This is a genomic window from Aquirufa sp. (genome assembly GCF_044377215.1).
Lineage (GTDB): Bacteria > Bacteroidota > Bacteroidia > Cytophagales > Spirosomataceae > Aquirufa.
Genome location: NZ_JBILJM010000025.1, coordinates 1 through 19,140, shown reverse-complemented (window position 1 = coordinate 19,140; position 19,140 = coordinate 1). Strand labels below are relative to the sequence as shown.

General features: G+C 41.2%; 15 protein-coding genes and 1 riboswitch. Of the genes, 8 read left to right on the top strand and 7 right to left on the bottom strand.

Features of this window, described 5'->3' with window-relative positions:
* Window positions 1-116: riboswitch (SAM riboswitch) on the bottom strand.
* A gap of 541 nt (window positions 117-657) precedes the next feature.
* The 5 genes from atpB (at window position 658) to ACIQ6T_RS08360 (ending at window position 3,598) form a co-directional block, all read left to right on the top strand.
* Entirely contained in the window at window positions 658-1,731 is a 1,074-nt protein-coding gene (gene atpB / locus ACIQ6T_RS08380) for a F0F1 ATP synthase subunit A (RefSeq protein ID WP_395785447.1), read from the top strand.
* A 35-nt stretch (window positions 1,732-1,766) separates the two neighbouring features.
* Window positions 1,767-2,012, top strand: coding sequence for an ATP synthase F0 subunit C (gene atpE, locus ACIQ6T_RS08375; RefSeq protein ID WP_395785446.1), 246 nt, complete (start codon window positions 1,767-1,769; stop codon window positions 2,010-2,012).
* Between the two features lie 129 nt (window positions 2,013-2,141).
* Complete coding sequence (gene atpF, locus ACIQ6T_RS08370) at window positions 2,142-2,636, top strand: F0F1 ATP synthase subunit B (RefSeq protein WP_395785445.1); 495 nt, start codon at window positions 2,142-2,144, stop codon at window positions 2,634-2,636.
* 11 nt (window positions 2,637-2,647) lie between these two features.
* A complete protein-coding gene (atpH, locus tag ACIQ6T_RS08365) occupies window positions 2,648-3,184 on the top strand; it encodes an ATP synthase F1 subunit delta (protein WP_395785444.1) in 537 nt (178 codons plus the stop codon).
* Between the two features lie 42 nt (window positions 3,185-3,226).
* The gene (locus tag ACIQ6T_RS08360; RefSeq protein ID WP_395785443.1) at window positions 3,227-3,598 is read left to right on the top strand and encodes a DUF423 domain-containing protein; all 372 of its coding nucleotides are present in this window, start codon (window positions 3,227-3,229) and stop codon (window positions 3,596-3,598) included.
* 1 nt (window position 3,599) lies between these two features.
* On the opposite strand, the gene ACIQ6T_RS08355 is transcribed toward ACIQ6T_RS08360, so the two are convergent.
* The 5 genes from ACIQ6T_RS08355 to ACIQ6T_RS08335 are packed head-to-tail and all read right to left on the bottom strand — an operon-like array spanning window position 3,600 to window position 9,243.
* Entirely contained in the window at window positions 3,600-4,622 is a 1,023-nt protein-coding gene (locus ACIQ6T_RS08355; RefSeq protein WP_395785442.1) for a hypothetical protein, read from the bottom strand.
* Window positions 4,622-5,854 (bottom strand): MFS transporter, encoded by a 1,233-nt coding sequence (locus ACIQ6T_RS08350; RefSeq protein ID WP_395785441.1) that lies wholly within the window; start codon window positions 5,852-5,854, stop codon window positions 4,622-4,624. Before ACIQ6T_RS08350 ends, ACIQ6T_RS08355 begins: the two co-directional genes overlap by 1 nt.
* A gap of 1 nt (window position 5,855) precedes the next feature.
* A complete protein-coding gene (gene rodA / locus ACIQ6T_RS08345) occupies window positions 5,856-7,148 on the bottom strand; it encodes a rod shape-determining protein RodA (RefSeq protein ID WP_395785440.1) in 1,293 nt (430 codons plus the stop codon).
* Entirely contained in the window at window positions 7,145-9,010 is a 1,866-nt protein-coding gene (locus ACIQ6T_RS08340; protein ID WP_395785439.1) for a penicillin-binding transpeptidase domain-containing protein, read from the bottom strand. Before ACIQ6T_RS08340 ends, rodA begins: the two co-directional genes overlap by 4 nt.
* 47 nt (window positions 9,011-9,057) lie before the next feature.
* A complete protein-coding gene (locus ACIQ6T_RS08335; protein WP_395785438.1) occupies window positions 9,058-9,243 on the bottom strand; it encodes an AtpZ/AtpI family protein in 186 nt (61 codons plus the stop codon).
* A gap of 95 nt (window positions 9,244-9,338) precedes the next feature.
* On the opposite strand from ACIQ6T_RS08335, the gene ACIQ6T_RS08330 reads away from it, so the two are divergent.
* From ACIQ6T_RS08330 to ACIQ6T_RS08320, 3 genes are read left to right on the top strand one after another with little or no spacing between them, the layout of a single operon-like run.
* Complete coding sequence (locus ACIQ6T_RS08330; protein WP_395785437.1) at window positions 9,339-11,432, top strand: hypothetical protein; 2,094 nt, start codon at window positions 9,339-9,341, stop codon at window positions 11,430-11,432.
* Between the two features lies 1 nt (window position 11,433).
* Window positions 11,434-13,746, top strand: coding sequence for a penicillin-binding protein 1A (locus ACIQ6T_RS08325; protein ID WP_395785436.1), 2,313 nt, complete (start codon window positions 11,434-11,436; stop codon window positions 13,744-13,746).
* A gap of 2 nt (window positions 13,747-13,748) precedes the next feature.
* Window positions 13,749-15,221, top strand: a complete 1,473-nt coding sequence (locus tag ACIQ6T_RS08320) for an FG-GAP repeat domain-containing protein (protein WP_395785435.1) — start codon at window positions 13,749-13,751, stop codon at window positions 15,219-15,221.
* On the opposite strand, the gene ACIQ6T_RS08315 is transcribed toward ACIQ6T_RS08320, so the two are convergent.
* On the bottom strand, window positions 15,210-18,698 hold the full coding sequence (locus ACIQ6T_RS08315) for a VCBS repeat-containing protein (RefSeq protein ID WP_395785434.1): 3,489 nt from the start codon (window positions 18,696-18,698) through the stop codon (window positions 15,210-15,212). The genes ACIQ6T_RS08320 and ACIQ6T_RS08315 overlap by 12 nt on opposite strands.
* Window positions 18,699-18,776: 78 nt before the next feature.
* Window positions 18,777-19,140: RagB/SusD family nutrient uptake outer membrane protein (locus ACIQ6T_RS08310; protein ID WP_395785433.1), on the bottom strand; the 364-nt coding region annotated here is incomplete at its 5' end.

Genomic DNA, 19,140 nt, shown 5'->3' with positions numbered 1-19,140 from the left:
GCGTTATATTTCCCTAAACAGGCATTCGCCTGGGGTAGGAATTAGCACCGGGGTCAAATTTTGACGGGTTGCCAGAAGATCAATGAGCCTAGTCTCTCCCTTCTTCTTTATAATTCAATGCTGTACAGCCACTGAATGAGGGGACAAAGTAAATCATGAAATCAGGATTTTCCAAAATTTTAGTGATATTTACCCGCATGAAAAGCCTAATTCTGTTTTACATCATACTCATAGGTATTTTGTACCTAGTACACATCAGTCCATGGGGAAATTTAATCCACCCGCAGATAACGTATATTCTAGCGTTTCTAATTTTTCAATCCTATTTAACTATTGGCATTTCACAAATCAGTCCAAAAAGTGGGAAAGAAAAATTTGTCCACTTTCAACTCATTAATCTGACTATACGCTTTATTTCAAGCCTTTCTTTCGTTGGTTTTTTTGCCTACACCGGAACACCTGAAATATTCTTATTCACAATCAACTTTTTTGTACTCTATTTATGTAGCGCAAATTTTGAAATAATAGCCTTGCTTCGTAACTTGCGACGTTTTTAGGAAATAAATAGTTTTTCAATATTTATTTCGTGCCCAAAACACCGTTAATCGCCGTATTAACAACATAAATTATCACAAAATAGTAAAAGCTAGAATTACGATGCCGATTAAGACTTTTTTAAAGAAAATGTACTTTTCAAATATAATCCTCGGATTATTATTCAGCTTTTCAAGCTTTTCGTTAGTTGCAAATGATTCAGCGAATGCAACTGAGAATGCAACTGCCCCAGTAGTTACTAAAACAGAATCAACCAAATTCGATCCAGGTAAATTAATCCTACATCACATTGCAGACGAACATGAATGGCATTTCTTTACAGTGGGCCATTTTCATGCTACTTTACCATTGCCTTGTATTGTTTACACAGCGTCTGCAGGTTTACAGGTATTTTCATCATCCAATTTCAAAAACGAACATCACGAAGAGATTCCCTACAATGGTTTCGTTTTAGAGCATGGAAAAATTCATGCTGAAAATGGCGAGAAAGTATACGATATTTCAATTACGAAAAACGTGGCTTCCTTATTAATATCAGCCGTTTTATTGTTGACAATCTTCATTGGTATAGGTAAAAAATACCAAGAAAATCCGCATAGAGCACCTAAAGGACTTCAATCCATGTTCGAACCTATCATCATTTTCGTTCGGGATGAAATTGCAAAGAACAACATTGGCGAAAAGCATTACCGTCGATTTATGCCTTATTTATTGACGATCTTCTTCTTTATTTGGTTTAACAATATGTTGGGCTTAATTCCAGGAGGAGCAAACGTGACAGGAAATATCGCCGTGACTTTAGTTTTAGCGATCATCGCATTCATTGTTACTAACGTAAATGGACGTTCTACGTATTGGACACACATCTTTGCGATGCCAGGCGTTCCTAAGTGGATGTTAATTATTTTAACCCCGGTAGAAATTGTGGGCGTATTTATGAAGCCATTCTCGTTAATGGTTCGTTTGTTCGCGAATATTACGGCCGGCCATATCATTTTATTAAGTTTAGTATCCTTGATTTTCATATTTGAAAATGCGGCATTAGGACTTGCAGTAGTTCCTTTCTCGCTTTTCATGAATGTAATCGAACTAATTGTTGCCTTCATCCAAGCCTTCATCTTTACGATGTTAGTTTCGAATTACATCGGATCGGCGGTCGAAGAGCATCACCATTAATTTGTATTTTTTTAATTTATATAAACCCAAATCGTATGTCTATTTTATCGATTTTATTAGAAGTTTCTGTAGGTCTTGGACTAGCAGGTGTTGGTGCTGGTATAGCTGCTTTAGGAGCTGGTGTTGGTATCGGTCGCATCGGTGGTTCTGCTATGGAAGCTATTGCGCGTCAACCAGAAGCTTCTGGAAAAATTCAGGGTGCGATGTTGATCGTTGCTGCCTTTGTTGAGGCAGTTGCGTTATTCGCTGCTGTAATTTGTCTATTGGTTACTTTGAAATAAGAAACCAACCGAATAAACCTAGGGATTAGCCTTAGAATCATTATTCAAAAAATTTAAAACGCAATTTGGAAGGCACTAGGCACCAAATTGCGTTTTCTAGAAACGAAATACTGTAAATATTTATATACCATGGAGTTAATTACCCCAGATTTAGGATTAATCTTTTGGCAATTACTTGTCTTTGGAATTTTGTTCTTCTTACTAGCTAAGTTTGCTTGGAAACCCATTATTCAATCACTAGCAGAGCGGGAGCAATCCATTGACGAAGCAATCAAATTATCTGAAACAACACGTGCTGAAATGGCTGAGTTGAAAGCAGGTAATGAGCAACTAATCGCATCAGCACGCGCTGAACGTGATGGATTAATCAAGCAAGCAAAAGAGGCGTCAGATGCAATGATCGCCCAAGCGAAATTAGACGCACAGACGGCTGCAAACCAAGAAATCGAAAAGGCGCGCGTCGCTTTTGAACAAGAAAAAGCAAGCGCAGTAGCATCTATCCGTAGAGAAGCAGCTTCGCTTTCGTTAGACTTAGCTGAAAAAGTATTGAAAAGCCAATTAAAAGACAAAGCAGCTCAGGAAAAATTAGTGACTGAGTGGATGGCTGACGTTAAATTATCATAATCGAATAAACCATGTCAGAATTAATTGTAGCTCACCGGTACGCTAAATCCTTGCTTGACTTCGCCATTGAAAAAAATGCCGTAGAAGCAGTTGCAAAGGACATGATTGATTTCGCAGATACATGCGAAGGAAGTTATGAATTAGTCCTAGCACTCAAGAGCCCAATCATTAAGCATTATACCAAACTAGCAATCCTTGCGAAGTTATTTAAGGATAAATTCAACCCCGTTACCTACGGTATATTCGTCATTATCACGAATAAAAACCGCGAAAAGATTCTTCCTGCTGTGGCTAAAGAATTCATTTCCATGTATACGGATTACAAAGGAATCCAAAAAGCAACTGTTACGACGGCTTCTTCATTAACGGCCGACCAGAAAATAACGGTTTCCAAAATCGTTAAAGATTACACAGGTAAAGAAGTACAATTGATCGAAAAGATTGACGAAAGCCTTATTGGTGGATTCATTTTGAAGGTGGGGGACCAACAAGTCGATGATTCAATCAAGCGAAAGCTGAATGATCTAAAAGTTTCATTAGCATCTTAATTGAAAGGCCTTGTTATTAAGGCCTTTTTTTAGCTCCTACACATGAAGAAATTCTCCTTATTTACTGGCTCAATTATTTCCGGATTGTCGGTTGCCATAGGTGCATTCGGCGCACATGCGTGGAAAGACTATTTACGCACTATAAATCGGCTTGACACCTTTGAAACAGCCGCTCAATACCAGATGTATGGGGGACTAACATTGCTGCTACTTGGTATTTGGCAAATTCAAGCATCAAATAGACTACTGAAATCTGCCGGTTATTTAATCTTTAGCGGAAGCCTAATTTTCCCGGGATCGCTTTATTTGATTTGCCTAACACAAAATACGTTTTGGGGAATGATAGCTCCAATCGGTGGGCTAGCCTATATCACCGGATTCGCCTTCATGGCCTACGGCACGCAGAAGCACTAATTTAGTGACGCATCACTAATTCTAAACTATTCCAAACAATCTCCCCCATTGTCTTGCATTGCAAGAAACGTGGGTCATCGTAATGTTTGGCTAATTCACTTTTCAGTTGATTGACATTTTCCTGCGGTGCAATTTCATCCTTCGCCATCACCGTCATTAAATCGGAAACACGCTGACTTTCGGATTTAAGCCGACTAGCAATCATGGAGCGCTCTTCGATTTGGTACTGCCAAACAGACTCCGGCGTCATGTATTTCATCCCTAATTCAATCAAATTATTATTCTGTTTGAAGTACTGTGGCATGTAAACCGAGCGTTTTCCTTCAAAACACTGTTGGTCAAAATCAATAGGGCGAATCCGATAATAGATCTCCTCAAAATCCGGATTTGTGATCACCACAAAATTGGCACTATGCATATCGCCCAATAATTGAACGAGACAACGCTCATTAAACTTGACAAACTCTTTGGCTAAACGAATCGGGGATTCCAATTCAGCCTCCAAGTCTTGCTTTAAAAATGTATCACCTGGAATTCCCGCAATATGCTCCTCAACCAACGTGTTGTCATAGGTCACGTAGTTGATGCGATTGGGCGATAAAATATGCTCAAGTTCTAATCCATAAACCCGCGAGGCATCCGCAATTTTGATGTAGAAATAATCAAAATTATCGTTCACGCGATTCACAATTCGAATCCGAAACGGATGGGTATTTCCATAGGTACAGTAATCCACTCGATCAATGACTAAGTGCTTAATCACCTCCTCATTCCCATCTGTTTTTAAATCCGCATAGATTTGCTTGAGTGCCTCATAGACTTCCGGCTGATCCGCTGGCGAGTAAAAAACTGTCTCCCAGAGCGTATCTGCCCCATTTTTATCGTAGAGTACGATCGCATTATCGTAACGCAATAAATCCTGATACGAAATATTCATCTCGTGCTCCCGATTGTATTTGTGCAAATACCGCCGAAGCTGATTGTTAATCCGATAAAGTATTTTCTTCTTAGAAATTAAAGCCATTATTCGACGAAGTCTAACGATTTACCAAACGTATCTTTCAGTTGGCTGATGGCAAATAAGGCCAAACTAAAACAAAGCACGCCAACCCACGCTGCTGCATCAATAAGACCGAGCGATGGAATGAGGAATTTGAATAACAAACTGATGGGAATCAAGGCTCCACGTACAAAATTAGGTACCGTTGTCGTCACCGTCATGCGGATGTTGGTGCCAAATTGCTCGGATGAAGCCGTCAAAAATACGGCCCAATATCCACCAAAAAAGCCCAAAGCTGTAATAAGCGTATTAGCGAAGACCTGAGAAACGTCAGTTGCCACATACAAGAAATATAAAGTCAATGCCCACGCTAAAAGTAGGTACATGAGGACGACCTTGTTCCTACTCTTGAACCATTGACTTAATGCGCCACTGACGAAATCACCAACTGATAACCCGATGTAACAATACATAATTGCATCCCCACCTGAAACACTTCCCTGAATGCCAATTAGCTGCGTGATTTCAGGAGCAGAGAAAACTAAAATGCCGATAATATACCAAATAGGCAAGCCCATTAAAATACAATAAAGGTACTTTTTAAAGGTAGGCCATGAGGTAAATAATTGAAAGAAATTCCCTTTAGGTACATCCACGTGCATGCCTTGATACATCGATGATTCAAAAGTTCCTAGGCGCAATAAAAGTAACGCCAATCCCATACCTCCACCAATAAAATAACAGGTTCGCCACCATTCTGGATCGGGATTTAACCCCGCGACAATAGGTGCAAAAACGGCACCAGCTGCCCCGACCCCTGCGATAATTAAGGTACCTATTCCTCGTTTAGAGGCTGGTAATGTTTCATTTACCAAGGTAATTCCAGCTCCCAATTCCCCCGCCAAACCGATACCAGCAATAAAGCGCAACACCCAATAGGTATTTAAATCAGTTACAAAACCATTCAGCGCATTGGCAACAGAATAAAGTAAAATAGAGCCAAAAAGTACCGATTTGCGGCCTTTTTTGTCACCGTATACCCCCCACAAAATACCACCGAGCAGCATGCCACCCATTTGGACATTCATGAGGTTTAGCCCTTCACTCAATAATTCAGAACCCGATAAACCCAAACTTTTCAAGCTAGGATTACGAACTACGGAAAACAAGATGAGATCGTATACATCAACGAAATAACCGAGCGCAGCAACGGCAATCAGCATTTTAGACTTGGAACTAAGTTTTTCTGTTTCCATATTAACGCGATAACATGTCTGATCGATGCGAATCGAGCTTCAAAAATATAAATAATAATACGGTGAATGACCATAACGATGAGCCCCCGTAACTCAAGAAAGGTAGCGGAATTCCCATAATCGGCATGAGGCCAATCGTCATGCCAATATTAACCAAAAAGTGAAAAAAGAGAATGCCAACTACACCAAATCCATAGGCTCGTGCAAAGCGAGAACGTTGTAAATCGGCTAAATACATCAAGCGCCATAAAAACACCATAAACAAAATCACCACGACGGAGACCCCAAAAAAGCCAAACTCTTCGCCAATCGTACAGAAAATAAAGTCGGTGCTTTGCTCCGGTACAAAGTCAAATTTTGTCTGCGTACCACCAAGGTATCCCTTACCCCAAAAACCACCGGATCCAATCGCAATTTTAGACTGAGTTACCTGGTACCCTAAGCCGCGCGGATCAAATCCAGGATCTAATAAAACCTTAATTCTATTTCGCTGATGCTCCTTTAACACATGGTTGACCACCCACTCGACAACCATCGCCAAGGACATGATAACCGAAATACCTAGCGCTAGTTTCACATAGGTTTGCCACATCCGCTGCAGGTATATGGGCATGAGTACCACCAAAATGATGGCAAAAAATAATAAAATCAAAAAGATGGTGAGCGGCTCGAGCATCAACGCACTTACAAAAAGAAAAATACCCCCGAGTAAAATACTTGGATAGGCACTAGGCAAGCCTTCCCGATAGAGCAAGATGATAAAGGATACAAAAACGAGAGCAGATCCCGTTTCGTTAGAACCAACAATTAATAAAATCGGCAAGGCAATAATAAGAGCGGCACGCCATTGATCTTTAAATCTTCCCAAATTTACCTGCGGATCATTTAGATATTTAGCTAACAATAATGCTGTTGCTGTTTTGGCAAATTCGGCCGGTTGGATCGTCGCCGAACCAAACTTAAACCAGGAATGTGACCCATTAATCGTTACCCCTAAAAAGGGTACCGCGATCAGCATTAGGATAAAAAACCCATAAATGAAGACAGCAAATGATTCAAAAAATCGAAAATCTAGCGCAAAAATAAACATGATCAAGACGAAACTCGTCCCTATCCAGATCAATTGTTTTCCCGCATTGGAAGTATAAAAAGCGGCATCCGTCAGCCCTAAAGGCGATTCTGGATTGAATATCGCTGAATAAATACTCATCCAGCCAAGCAGCACAAAAAGGGCATAAAGCCCTACGCTTATCCAATCAATCCGACTCGTTAATTGTCCTGACGATCCGCTCATTTTTTTAAAGTATCCATTTTAACGCGATTGGCTGGTCGGTTATACACCACATTAGCCAAATAACTCATATTCATAAACTTCGTCTCAACCGCCTTGCGATCTACACGTCCTTTCAAATATTTCTCAATAATCAACGAAGCTATAGGCGCGGCAGCAAAACCTCCATAACCCGCATTCTCCACAAACACCGCAATTGCAATCTTCGGATTATCCTTGGGAGCAAAGGCAATAAACACCGAGTGATCTTTTCCTTTTTGATTCTGCGATGTACCCGTTTTCCCACACATCGTGATATCCGGAATGCGACCATCCGCCCCTACGGTACCATGTAAAACCGCATCTTGCATACCTTGAACGACGACAGGAAAGTACTTGGCGTCTACGCCAACTGACACCGGATTTTTATAAAACGGATCTAGCGTCCGGCGAGGACCAACGCCCTTCACTAAATGTGGGGGAATGTACCAGCCGCGATTTGCAATGATCGCTGCAAAATTAGCCATCTTCAACGGACTAACAACCAGCTCTCCCTCCCCGATACTTAACGAATAAATATTCGAGAATTTCCACGTATTCTCCCCTTTATACACTTTGTTGTAATACTCCACATTAGGCAAATTGCCCCGTTTTTCATTACTCACATCCACACCCAGCTTGCGTCCAAAACCAAAATTCGCCACTAACTCCGACCACCTTTTCAGACCCTGAGCCGATCGCTCATAGGTGTCACCCGTTGTCCCATCATACAATATCTTTCGAAATGCATGGTAAAAATAAGGGTTACAGGACCACTGAATGGCATTATGTAAATCATTATGCGCGGTAGTGTGAACGTGACATTTCACCGGAGCACCGGCATGACCAAAGACAGAACCCGCCGATATAATGCCGAGCTGTTGGCCCACTAAAGCTTGCACCAACTTAAACGTAGACCCCGGCCGGTAGTACGCAGAGGGCGGCCGATTGATCAATGGCTTCAGTGGGTCTAAAGCTAGTTTTTGATAATATTTTGAAAAATTTCTACCTGCCAATAAACTAGGATTGTACGATGGGGCGGACACCATCGTCAAAATTTCACCAGTTGATGGTTCAATCGCCACCACACTTCCCACCTTATTCATCATCAAACTATCCGCATATTCTTGCAAACGAATATCGATACTCGTGTACAAATTCTGTCCAGCGACAGGATATACATCCAATTTCCCATTTTTATAATCACCTTTCTCCACCCCATTGCTATTCACCATCCGGTATTTGACCCCACGCTGGCCTCGCAAAACATCTTCATAATAAGATTCAATTCCTGATACACCCACAAAATCTCCTTGTCGGTAATAATCATCCGGCTGTTCCTTCAGTGAATTTGGATTAATCTCCGCTACATAGCCGAGCGCATTGGAAAACGCGATCGATTGATAGGTCCTAAAGGCAGTAGTCGTTATCGAAAAACCAGGGTAATCGACCATGGCATCCTGAATTCGCGCAAAATCCTCTTTGGATAAATGCTTTAAAAATACAGATGGTTTGACCCGGGAATATGACCTTGCTTGCCGCGTAACCGTATCAAAATACCCACGAGTTATGCCAAACAAAGCACAAAACCGATTTGTATCCGCAACATAAGCTTTGCGCGGCGTAATATACACATCGTAAACTGGCGTATTATATACAATTAATTTCCCATGTCGGTCATATACTTCTCCGCGAAATGGCACCTGAATGATCTTTCGAATGGCATTGTTATCTGCCGCTTTCTCATAGGTTTCGTCGATTAATTGTAGGTAAAACAACTTGCCTAAAAAGACTACCGCCACTGTCAAAAAAACAAGAAATAAGATTAGTCGGCGACCTTCAAACACAATTAAAAAATTTAAGAATAACGCGGCAATTTACGCATAATTCCGAATTATTTGGGGAGACTTTTGATGAGTGCAAACAGTGCCAACGCAATGGAACCCAATGAAAATCCGAGCGTGAACCAGGGCGTAGTCGAGTGAAAATATTCATCCAAAAAGCGCCCGAGATAGACGCCTCCTAAAATTGTGATCAACATTTGAAATGCTGCCCCAATAAATCGTTGATATGAGTTCATGAAAAAATTAAAATAATCGGCTATCCACACACTAAAATTATCCCTTTTTCATTTATATATATTGTAAATTTGAAAATTATACGCATTCCATCCCTATGAATAAACTTTTGGCAGCTTTAATCCTCGTGTTACTCAGCTGGGCCTGTTCCCAGCAAAGTACCCGACCTGCTGCCGTTGCTTTTCATAATGTAAATGCTAAATACAATGCCATTTTTCAGGCAGACCGACTTTTAATCTCGCTAACGAACAAAGCGCGCGAAGAGAAAAAAGAAAATTTCTCTAATGCATTGCCTATCCTTGCGCCCATCGACACAAGCTTTTCCCAAAGCTATGTGAAAGAGATTGCGAACCTCGTTCGAAAGGCAACCTTGGTCATCGATCGGCATCAAAACTCCCGCTTTGTAGACGACGCCTATTTGATTATTGGCCGAGGCCGACTCCTTCAGCATGACCTAACAAACGCCTTAGAGACTTTTAAATATATCAATTCGATCGAACATGACCCCAAAACACAGCAGTCGGCACTCATCGAATTAGCTACGATTTACCTGCATCAAGCCAACTACGAATCAGCCCAAAAAGTATTTAATTTTATTGCCGAAAACCCGGTAAATACTAGCCACGAACAAGAACTTTTACTCCTTCAAGCTTTTACATACCAAAAACAAAATTTACTTTCTAAGTCCATTCCCCTTCTAGAAAAAGCGGCTCCACGCGCAAAAAAACGGGCAGAGCGCGGCCGACTCTTCTACATTCTTGGACAAATGCATCAAATTCTCGGGCAAACGGCCGAGGCGCAAAAAGCATACGAACAATGCCTCAAACAAAAATCAAGTTATGACCTTACCCTGCATGCCCAAATAGCAATCTTAGCCTTAACAGAGAATATTCCAGCATTAGAAAAATTAGTAAAAGACCCGAAGAACCAAGATCTTCAATCTGATATATTTTTGGCGATCGGCCAAATTCATTTTCAAAATAAAGACTATGAACTAGCCCGAAAAAATTGGGAGAATGGTGGTGCCAATAACCCAAATAAAGGTGAACTGTATTTTCAATTAGGCCAATTGTTTTCAAACCAATTGAAAGACTACCGCAATGCGGCCAACTATTTTGACTCGGCAGCGACATTTTTACCTGCTCAACATAGCCAATTTCAACTAGCCCAAAAATTGCGGACACAGTGGGGCGAATTTGCGCGTTTAGATGGTTCAATCAAAATGCAGGATTCATTATTAAAATTAGGCCAACGATCCGAAAGTGAGTTAAAGGCTATGTATGAAAAAGTCCAAAAGTCGAAAAAAGCGAAAATGGATTCGGTCCAACTGAAAAAGACGGTCATTCCAAATGCCAATTTGGTTACGTTTACAAGACGACCAGCGACACCTGAGCAACAAAGCTTTTATTTTTATAATGATCAGGCGCGGGTGCAGGGCCAACAAGAATTTGGGAGAAAGTGGGGAATACGAACCTTGGAGGATTTTTGGAATAGGAAGAACAAACAAGCCGCAGCCCAGGCAGATGTGCAAGTGATGCAAAATGCAATTGCACAAACGAACACAGCAAGCTCGTTGGCAACAACCCAAGATTCACTTCAAATTTGGCTCAACACCATTCCTCGTACGGAAAAGCAACAAGCCGAAATTAATTTAAAGCGCGAAAAAGCACTATTCGACCTCGGCAAATACGCCAAAATCGAATTGACAAAAAATGATTTAGCGGAACAATCTTTAACTCAATTACTACGCGACTATCCCTTAACTTCCAGTGAAGCTGAAGCACTTTACCTGCTTTACTTAAGTAGCGAAAAATCAAAAATGTACCGACAATTACTATTTGACAAATACCCAAATTCGTTTTTCAAACAAGCAATTTTAACCTTAGAGTTTGGTGGATTGACAGAAGGCAAAGAATTAGAAGCTCAGAAAAATTACGAAAAAGCATACGCTCAATTTAAGTCGGCCGACTTTTCTGCGTGTATCGCGCAAGCAGATTTATTACTTCAAACGTATCCGGGTAGTAAATGGGAAGATAAAATCGTATTTTTAAAAGCTCAAAGCTATGGTGGCTTAAAAGACTTTGACCGATATAAAAAAGAACTCAAACAGTTTGAGCAGGCCTACCCCAAAAGCCCACTCATACCAGAAGTAAAAGCCTTGTTGGAAAAATTTACCCAAAACAACCGATAATATGTTTGCATTAGAAGTAGGGAAATATGCCAAATTTATACGAACCATGTACCGATTTTTCCTCGGCACAACCGTAGCGTCCATCCTATTTATTGTAGCTGTCAATTACAACTTTTTGTGGCTCTTCGGCGGAATGCCAAGCTTATATGAATTAGAGAATCCAAAAAGCCAACTGGCCTCATTGATGATTTCCGAAGATGGCCAAGAGATCGGCAAATACTTTCGTGAAAATCGGAACCCGCTTGAATTTGAACAACTTCCTGAAAATATTGTCAATACACTCGTTTCGACGGAAGATGCCCGCTTTACATCACATTCGGGAATTGATATTCGCTCGATGTTTCGTGTGGTCTTTTCATTAGGTACTGCCGGTGGAGGAAGTACTATTTCACAGCAACTAGCTAAAAATTTGTTCCATACCCGCTCCATGGAGTTTGGGGAAGACGACCCCGTTTACTTAGGTCTACTCATGAAAATAGATGGCTTACGAACGGTCATTGCCAAAGTTAAGGAATGGATTTTGGCGATCCGATTAGAGCGCCGATACACCAAGCAAGAGATCATGGCCATGTACCTGAATGAAGTAAGTTTTGGTAACAATGCCTACGGAATACAGGTTGCCTGTCGGACCTATTTCCAAAAAGACCTTCAAGAAGTAACGCTTCCGGAAGCCGCCACGCTAATCGGTCTACTTCAAAATCCCTCTTTATATGATCCACGCATTCGCCCAGAAAGAACATTGGAACGACGTAATGTGGTGTTGGGCCAACTAGCCAAATATGAATTCATCACGGAAGAAGATTTACCCAAGTTGCAAGACGCGCCACTCAACTTAAATTACCGTGTGGAAAACCAGAATACGGGAGCGGCGCCCTATTTCAGGGAGGTCATACGCCAGCAAGTTTTAAAGGCTATTAAGGAATTAAATCAAGAACGTCCGGAGGACCAGCAATTAAACCTGTACACCAGTGGCTTACGCATTTATACTAGCATTGATTCACGCATGCAGAAATACGCGGAGGAATCCGTTCGAGAGCACATGCGTGCGGAACAAAAGTTGTTTTATGATCATTGGCGTGGACGCAATCCATGGGTTAATGAAGAGATGAAGGAAATCAAGGGCTTTTTACGTGATGCGATGAAGCGGACACAACGTTACCGTGACTTGATGACTGCGTACAATAATGATGAATTTAAAGTTTGGGAAGAATTACGCAGACCACTTAAAATGACGGTTTTCACATACGATGGAGATAAAGATACGACCTTGAGCCCGATGGATTCATTGAACTATTACAAACGAATTCTGAACTGCGGCATGATGGCGATGGATCCCATGAATGGGCATGTGAAAGCTTGGATCGGTGGTATTAACTACAAATATTTCAAATTCGATCACATCTCACAAAGTAAGCGCCAGCCTGGTTCCACGTTTAAACCCTTTGTTTATGGAGCGGCCATAGAGAATGAAATCGTTACCCCGTGTGATGAATTGATGGATGAACCCGTGACTTTTGGAGAGGAAGACGGTCTTAGTGGAGGAACTTGGACACCCCAAAATTCAGATGGCAAATACAGCTATCAAAATATGAAAATGCGGCGGGCGATGGGATTATCTATCAATTCCATTTCTGCCAAATTGATGAAGCAATTAGGCCCAGAAAAGATTGCGGAATTTGCCCATAAATGTGGCATCAACAGCCCATTAAACGAAGTTCCATCCCTTTGTTTAGGGGCATCAGAAGTGTCGTTGCTTGAGCAAGTTTCTGGTTATGCTACGCTTGCGAATGGTGGTGAAAAAATTGAACCAATCTTAGTCCTAAAAATAACCGATAAGGTGGGCAATGTCCTACGTGAATATTCGCCACCAGTTAAAGCTGTTATCAAACCTGAAACCGCTTATCTAATGACCTACATGTTACAAGGAGCAGTCCATGAGCCAGGAGGTACCGCCGAAGGATTGAAACGAACATCGATTGTAGCAGGGAATGAAATAGGTGCTAAAACTGGAACAACCTCAAATTATTCGGATGGCTGGTTTATGGGAGTTACTCAGAAGTTAGTTGCCGGCGTATGGGTTGGCGGCGACGATCGCAGTATCCACTTCCGTAGCTTAGCTCTTGGTCAAGGTGCAAAAATGGCGATGCCAGCCTATGCGAAATTCATGGAAAAGGTATATGCCGACCAGACTTTAGCGATTGAAGGGTATCGGAAGATGCCATTTATCAAACCTGAAAATTTTGTATTTGATTTTAGTTGCAATGGTCGCGTGGCGGGTGATTCAACTGCCGCAGAAGCACCTGTCACTCAATAAATATGCGTTTTTTAATCCTTATAGTTGTTATTTTCTGTTTTTCTTGTCGGCAAACACCTGAAGAAAAAGGAGAAGCCCTCGCAAAAAAAACATGTGCCTCATGCCATAAATTTCCTGACCCGAATCTTTTGGATAAGAAGACGTGGAATGAGGGGGTTTTACCGGAAATGGCTTACCGACTCGGCATAGGAAATCGCTTTGAATTACTCACAAATATTCCGGATGAGCAATACCAAAGCGCAATGAAATTAGATATTTACCCAGAAACACCTAAAATAAGTCAGGAAGATTGGGATTTAATTGTGGCCTATTATACGGCAAAAGCACCTGAAAAACCATTGCCCCAACCGAAACGCAGTCCAATCAGTTTGGATCCTTTGCATTTCAAACGGGAATCCTTCATTTCCCCTGCTGATCCCATAGGGAGCGTAACTTCCATTCGTATTCATCCTCAGAAATCTGAAGTATGGGTAGGTACTCGATCTCAGAAACTATGGATATTCGATGAAAAACTAAACATTAAACAAACCATTCAAACACCTACGCCCATTGTTCACACACAATTCGTGGGAAAGAATGCGTATGCCGTTGGGATTGGGAAACTTTATCCGAATGACCAGCATATTGGCCAACTCGTTTCCATTGATGAAAATAGGAAGCAAGTCACACTTGCCGACTCATTATCGAGGCCTGTTGATGTACAACTAGCAGATTTCAACCAAGATGGTATTCCTGATTACTTGATTTGCGAGTTTGGATTTGAAGCCGGAAAACTTAGCTGGGTAGATGGAAAAAGTAAAAAAAGAAATGTATTGAAGATTCAGCCGGGTGCACGAAACGCCGTGGTTAAAGATTTTACAGGTGATGGAAAACCGGATATTCTCGTATTAATGGCACAGGCTCGGGAAGGAGTATCCTTATACATAAATAAGTTGAATGGCATTTTTGTTGAAAAACCTCTTTTGCAATTTGAGAGTGTTTCAGGCAGTAATTACATGGAAGTTGCAGATTTCAACAAAGATGGATTTGATGATATTATGATTACAAATGGGGATAACGCCGATTATTCCTATGCAAAAAAAGGATATCACGGGGTACGTATTTATCTCAATGACAAACAAAATAATTTCAAGGAGGCGTATTTTTATCCAGTCTATGGGGCGTACAAAACACTGGCGCGTGATTTTGACCAAGATGGCGATTTAGATTTAGCCATGATTGCATTCTTTGCGGAAAATGACCAAGGAAAAATTGAGTCCTTCTTATATTTCCAAAACCAAGGGAACCTAACTTTCAAGGTAAGTAATTTGGGAATTCCAGTTGACGGACATTACATTACAATGGATGCGGGAGACGTGGACCACGATGGAGATATAGATATTTTACTGGGCAACTATCAGTTTGGAAATAGAAAACCAGGTGCAAAAAATACACCTGGTCTTCAATTAACCTACTACAAAAACCTACTTCGTTAATTTCGCACCATGCGGAACAAATCCTTGAGCTAATTGGCTTTGACTCAAATAAGATGAGCCATAGCTCCATGTCACTTTTTGAGTCTTCCCCTTAAATTGATAGCTAAAATCTTGATTGACAGGCAGATAATCAAATGCCATGCGCGGTTTAAACGCATACATTTTACCCCGATTCTGCAGTGCTACGAAGGCCAATTGATCTTTGCCAAGAAGAACCTGCACGAATGATTTAGCATCACCAGGTACAAACAAACCTGAACCGGTTTGGAACGAGAATCCACCACGTCCATTCCCAAGAAGTACACCGCCATTCGAAGCATCGTAGCGACCCATGGCGACTTCATTTCCGTAATTATTACCTATATAAAGGATATCTAAATTCCCATCTTGGTTAATATCTAAAATCTGCATTCCATTAATCGCTGACACTTGGGCAAGGCGAGGCAATTCATGCGATTTAAATTTACCATCTCCCAAATTCTCCATGTATACAGAGGCATTCTCGGTCATTGAACTCTTCGTTGCTTTTGCTTTTTCGGCATCTAAGAAAAACTTGTCCTGTGAAACAGCGCCAAATTCCTTGTAATACACAAAGCGCTGACGTGTTGCATTAAGCTGTTTATGGGTGTCATCTTTGCCAAATAAAGGTGCTGACATCGCTGTTCCTGCTTGCGTTTGGAAATAGACGAACGGAAAAACATCATAAACACCATTTGCATCTACATCACCATGCCACACATCCACAGGTTGTTTCGAACTAGCCCGCAATAAGGTATTTTTTCCCATATTTCCGGCAATAAAATCCATATCACCATCGTGGTCAAAATCAGCTGACACAATTGACCCCCACAATCCGGTCAAATGCTCAACCCCTGTTTCGCTCAATTTTTTCAGGCGTCCTTTTTGATTCGCAAAGAATTGAATCGGGGCAAATTCACCAGCAACAACGATATCTACCCAGCCATCTTGATTGAAATCGGTACATACTGCATCACACGCCAAACTCGCTTGCAATAATTCAGGTGCCCACGACTTGGTCATGTCGGTGTACTTAATCACCCCTGGCTTTGAATCATTACGAAACAAACGAGAAACAGTCCCCATCGGATACTGAAAAGCGACATTCCTTCCACTAACAAATAAATCTAAGTCACCATCACGGTCAAAATCCAAGGCTCTTACTGCCGCATTACTTTCGGTAAATACCGGTAAGGCACTTGGGCTTAAAGCAAAATTGCCTTTTCCATCATTCGTATAAATAACATCTTGGAAGCTTGTTGCACCTGGTTTGCCTTCAGTTCCGCCGCGGGCGATATATAAATCTAAATCACCGTCTCGGTCCATGTCCACCAACAAGGATCCTAGGTCTTCACCAAGCTTTAATTTATCCTCTGCTACACCTTCTAAAAATTTAGATTTAAACGTCCCATTGGCTTGTTGGAGATAGAAAATCCCCGAATAAAACTTGGCTCCACCTACAAACATATCCTCTAATCCGTCCCCATTTACATCACCAACGGACACTCCTGGCCCTAATTGGGACAGTTTAAATGGCAACAAACTCTGGTAATTAAAATCGATGAAGTCGTATTCTTTAGGGGTGTCAGTTAATAAAGTTTGTGCAGAAATATCATCCAATAAAGGAACTGGTGTTTTCATGAGTGACATGGCAGGCGTCCGTGCGTCAGCCATGGTAACTTGTAAAATCTGATCAGACTTAGGCGACTTAATGACTTGCATGGAATCATTGGGCCAAATTATGCGCAACTCTTTAATCTTTTGTTTCATTCCTAAACCAATATGTGCTACAGGTTCTACACTGGACAAGTAGCCTCGATACGGTGAATTCTCATAATAAAATAAGGTCCCATCGGCAAATACACCTTCTACGTGTGCGCCTAACCCTTGTTTATTTTGTCCTCTACCAGTAAACTTAACACGTAAATAGTGGCTTTTGTCAGGATTCTGCTCGACCGAATTATTCCGATAAACGAAGGCTTTGTCATTGATGTTATTAACTACATAATCCAAATCTCCATCATTATCCAAATCCCCATAACTCGCGCCATTTGAAAAGGAAGGCACTTGAATCCCCCAAGCGGCACTAACATCTTCAAATTGAAGGCCTCCTTTGTTCTTAAATGCATAGTTATTGACCTTGATTACCGGCAATTGTTCAAGTAATACTGCATCAGAGGCTAGTTGCTGCGCATTAGCTCGATAAGACATGAAATCGCGATCTGTGACATCACGCGGGAAGCCATTAGTAATCATCAAATCCCGATAACCATCATTATCAAAATCTGCTAACGAAGGACACCAGCTCCATTCCGTTTCAGAAACGCCAGCCATCAAACTAACTTCTTGAAAAGGAATCGCTGAACCATCCGCCTTTTTTCCCGAATTTAACTGTAAGGTATTTCGCATGTACTGATACGTATACCCATGCATGTCACTATTCTGATAGGACTGATAGCTGTTTGGTGGCGCCAATTGCTTTTTGCGTTCGTTGTCTTTGGGCAACATATCTAAGGCAACGATGTCAGCTAAACCGTCATTATTAATGTCCGCCACATCATTCCCCATGGCGCTAAGACTCGTATGTTTAAAATAGGTTTTGGCTTGATCGGTGAAGGTGCCGTCGTGATTATTGATGTATAAAATATCATCTGAAACGTAGTCGTTCGTCACGTAAATATCCGGCCAATTATCTTGATTAATGTCACAAATATTGATACCTAAGCCATATCCTTCAATCGTAATTCCAGCCTCATTAGATACATTTTTAAATACCGGATGCGCAGCACCAGCGACATAATCGTTTCGATAAAGGCGATCTGTATTTGGATACGAACCATCGGTTACTTTAGGACGATATAAGGAAGGAAATTGATCTATGACATCGGTTAACACATATAAATCTAAATCACCATCACGATCGTAATCAAAGAAGGCCGCATGTTCACTATGACCAGCGTCGTTGATGCCATATTCAGCAGCCATTTCTTTAAAAGTTGGTTTTCCATCCTTAATCCCCTGATTTACGAAGAGCATGTTTTCGCGATCTTTGGCAGAAAGTTTCATGGTAGCAGATAAATAGATATCTAACAAGCCATCGCCATTAATGTCGACGACAGAAACACCTGAACACCACCGACCAGCCGTTTGAATGCCTGCAGATTTCGTAATGTCTTCAAATTTGAATTCTCCTTGATTCAAATAAAGGGTACTCGGTGCTTGATTCCCTGCGAAAAACAGATCAAGTTTACCATCTTGGTTGAAATCCCCCATACCTACGCCACTACCATTGTAGAGGTATTCATACTTCAAAATATTCAAGGTGTCGTTTTCGGCAATTTGATTTGAAAAATGAATACCGGTATCCGTATCGGGCAGTAGCTCAAACGTGGTTTTTGATTGGCAAGAAATTAGACTACTTGCGAACAGAAAAAGGAGAACAGAAATTCTTGTGTACATAAGGGGAAATTGAAAAACTAAAATTAAAAAAGGTGAGAACAAGTTCTCACCTTTTTTAAAATAAACTTAATAGATAATCTATTTGATCGGGTTTTGTGTTAAAACACTCGATCCTTGAATATCAATTTGAACTTGTGGAATAGGCAAGAACTTGTCTTCATCATTGTAGGCAGCTCCACCAAACTTAGTTACTAACCACTTCGCCTCATACTTTAAGTATGCGTTCAAAGATCTGCTAGCAACATTCCAACGAACTAAATCGAAGAAACGGTGTCCTTCCGTAGCTAATTCTAACAAACGCTCCATACGAACAATACGACGTGCATTTGCTTGATCTCCTAACGTAGTATACGTAGAGATTGCATAGTTAGCTTCTGCTTTACCACCTTTCATTACGAAACCATCAGGGTTAGCTGCACGGCTACGAACTTGGTTGATGTAA

Excerpts from the sequence above, each read along its gene's own strand:
- atpF (WP_395785445.1), top strand. The coding sequence starts at position 2,142 with ATGGAGTTAATTACCCCAGATTTAGGATTAATCTTTTGGCAATTACTT.
- ACIQ6T_RS08330 (WP_395785437.1), top strand. The coding sequence starts at position 9,339 with ATGAATAAACTTTTGGCAGCTTTAATCCTCGTGTTACTCAGCTGGGCC.
- ACIQ6T_RS08335 (WP_395785438.1), bottom strand. The coding sequence starts at position 9,243 with ATGAACTCATATCAACGATTTATTGGGGCAGCATTTCAAATGTTGATC.
- rodA (WP_395785440.1), bottom strand. The coding sequence starts at position 7,148 with ATGAGCGGATCGTCAGGACAATTAACGAGTCGGATTGATTGGATAAGC.
- ACIQ6T_RS08315 (WP_395785434.1), bottom strand. The coding sequence starts at position 18,698 with ATGTACACAAGAATTTCTGTTCTCCTTTTTCTGTTCGCAAGTAGTCTA.
- ACIQ6T_RS08325 (WP_395785436.1), top strand. The coding sequence starts at position 11,434 with ATGTTTGCATTAGAAGTAGGGAAATATGCCAAATTTATACGAACCATG.
- ACIQ6T_RS08350 (WP_395785441.1), bottom strand. The coding sequence starts at position 5,854 with ATGGAAACAGAAAAACTTAGTTCCAAGTCTAAAATGCTGATTGCCGTT.
- atpH (WP_395785444.1), top strand. The coding sequence starts at position 2,648 with ATGTCAGAATTAATTGTAGCTCACCGGTACGCTAAATCCTTGCTTGAC.
- ACIQ6T_RS08355 (WP_395785442.1), bottom strand. The coding sequence starts at position 4,622 with ATGGCTTTAATTTCTAAGAAGAAAATACTTTATCGGATTAACAATCAG.
- ACIQ6T_RS08360 (WP_395785443.1), top strand. The coding sequence starts at position 3,227 with ATGAAGAAATTCTCCTTATTTACTGGCTCAATTATTTCCGGATTGTCG.
- atpE (WP_395785446.1), top strand. The coding sequence starts at position 1,767 with ATGTCTATTTTATCGATTTTATTAGAAGTTTCTGTAGGTCTTGGACTA.
- ACIQ6T_RS08320 (WP_395785435.1), top strand. The coding sequence starts at position 13,749 with ATGCGTTTTTTAATCCTTATAGTTGTTATTTTCTGTTTTTCTTGTCGG.
- atpB (WP_395785447.1), top strand. The coding sequence starts at position 658 with ATGCCGATTAAGACTTTTTTAAAGAAAATGTACTTTTCAAATATAATC.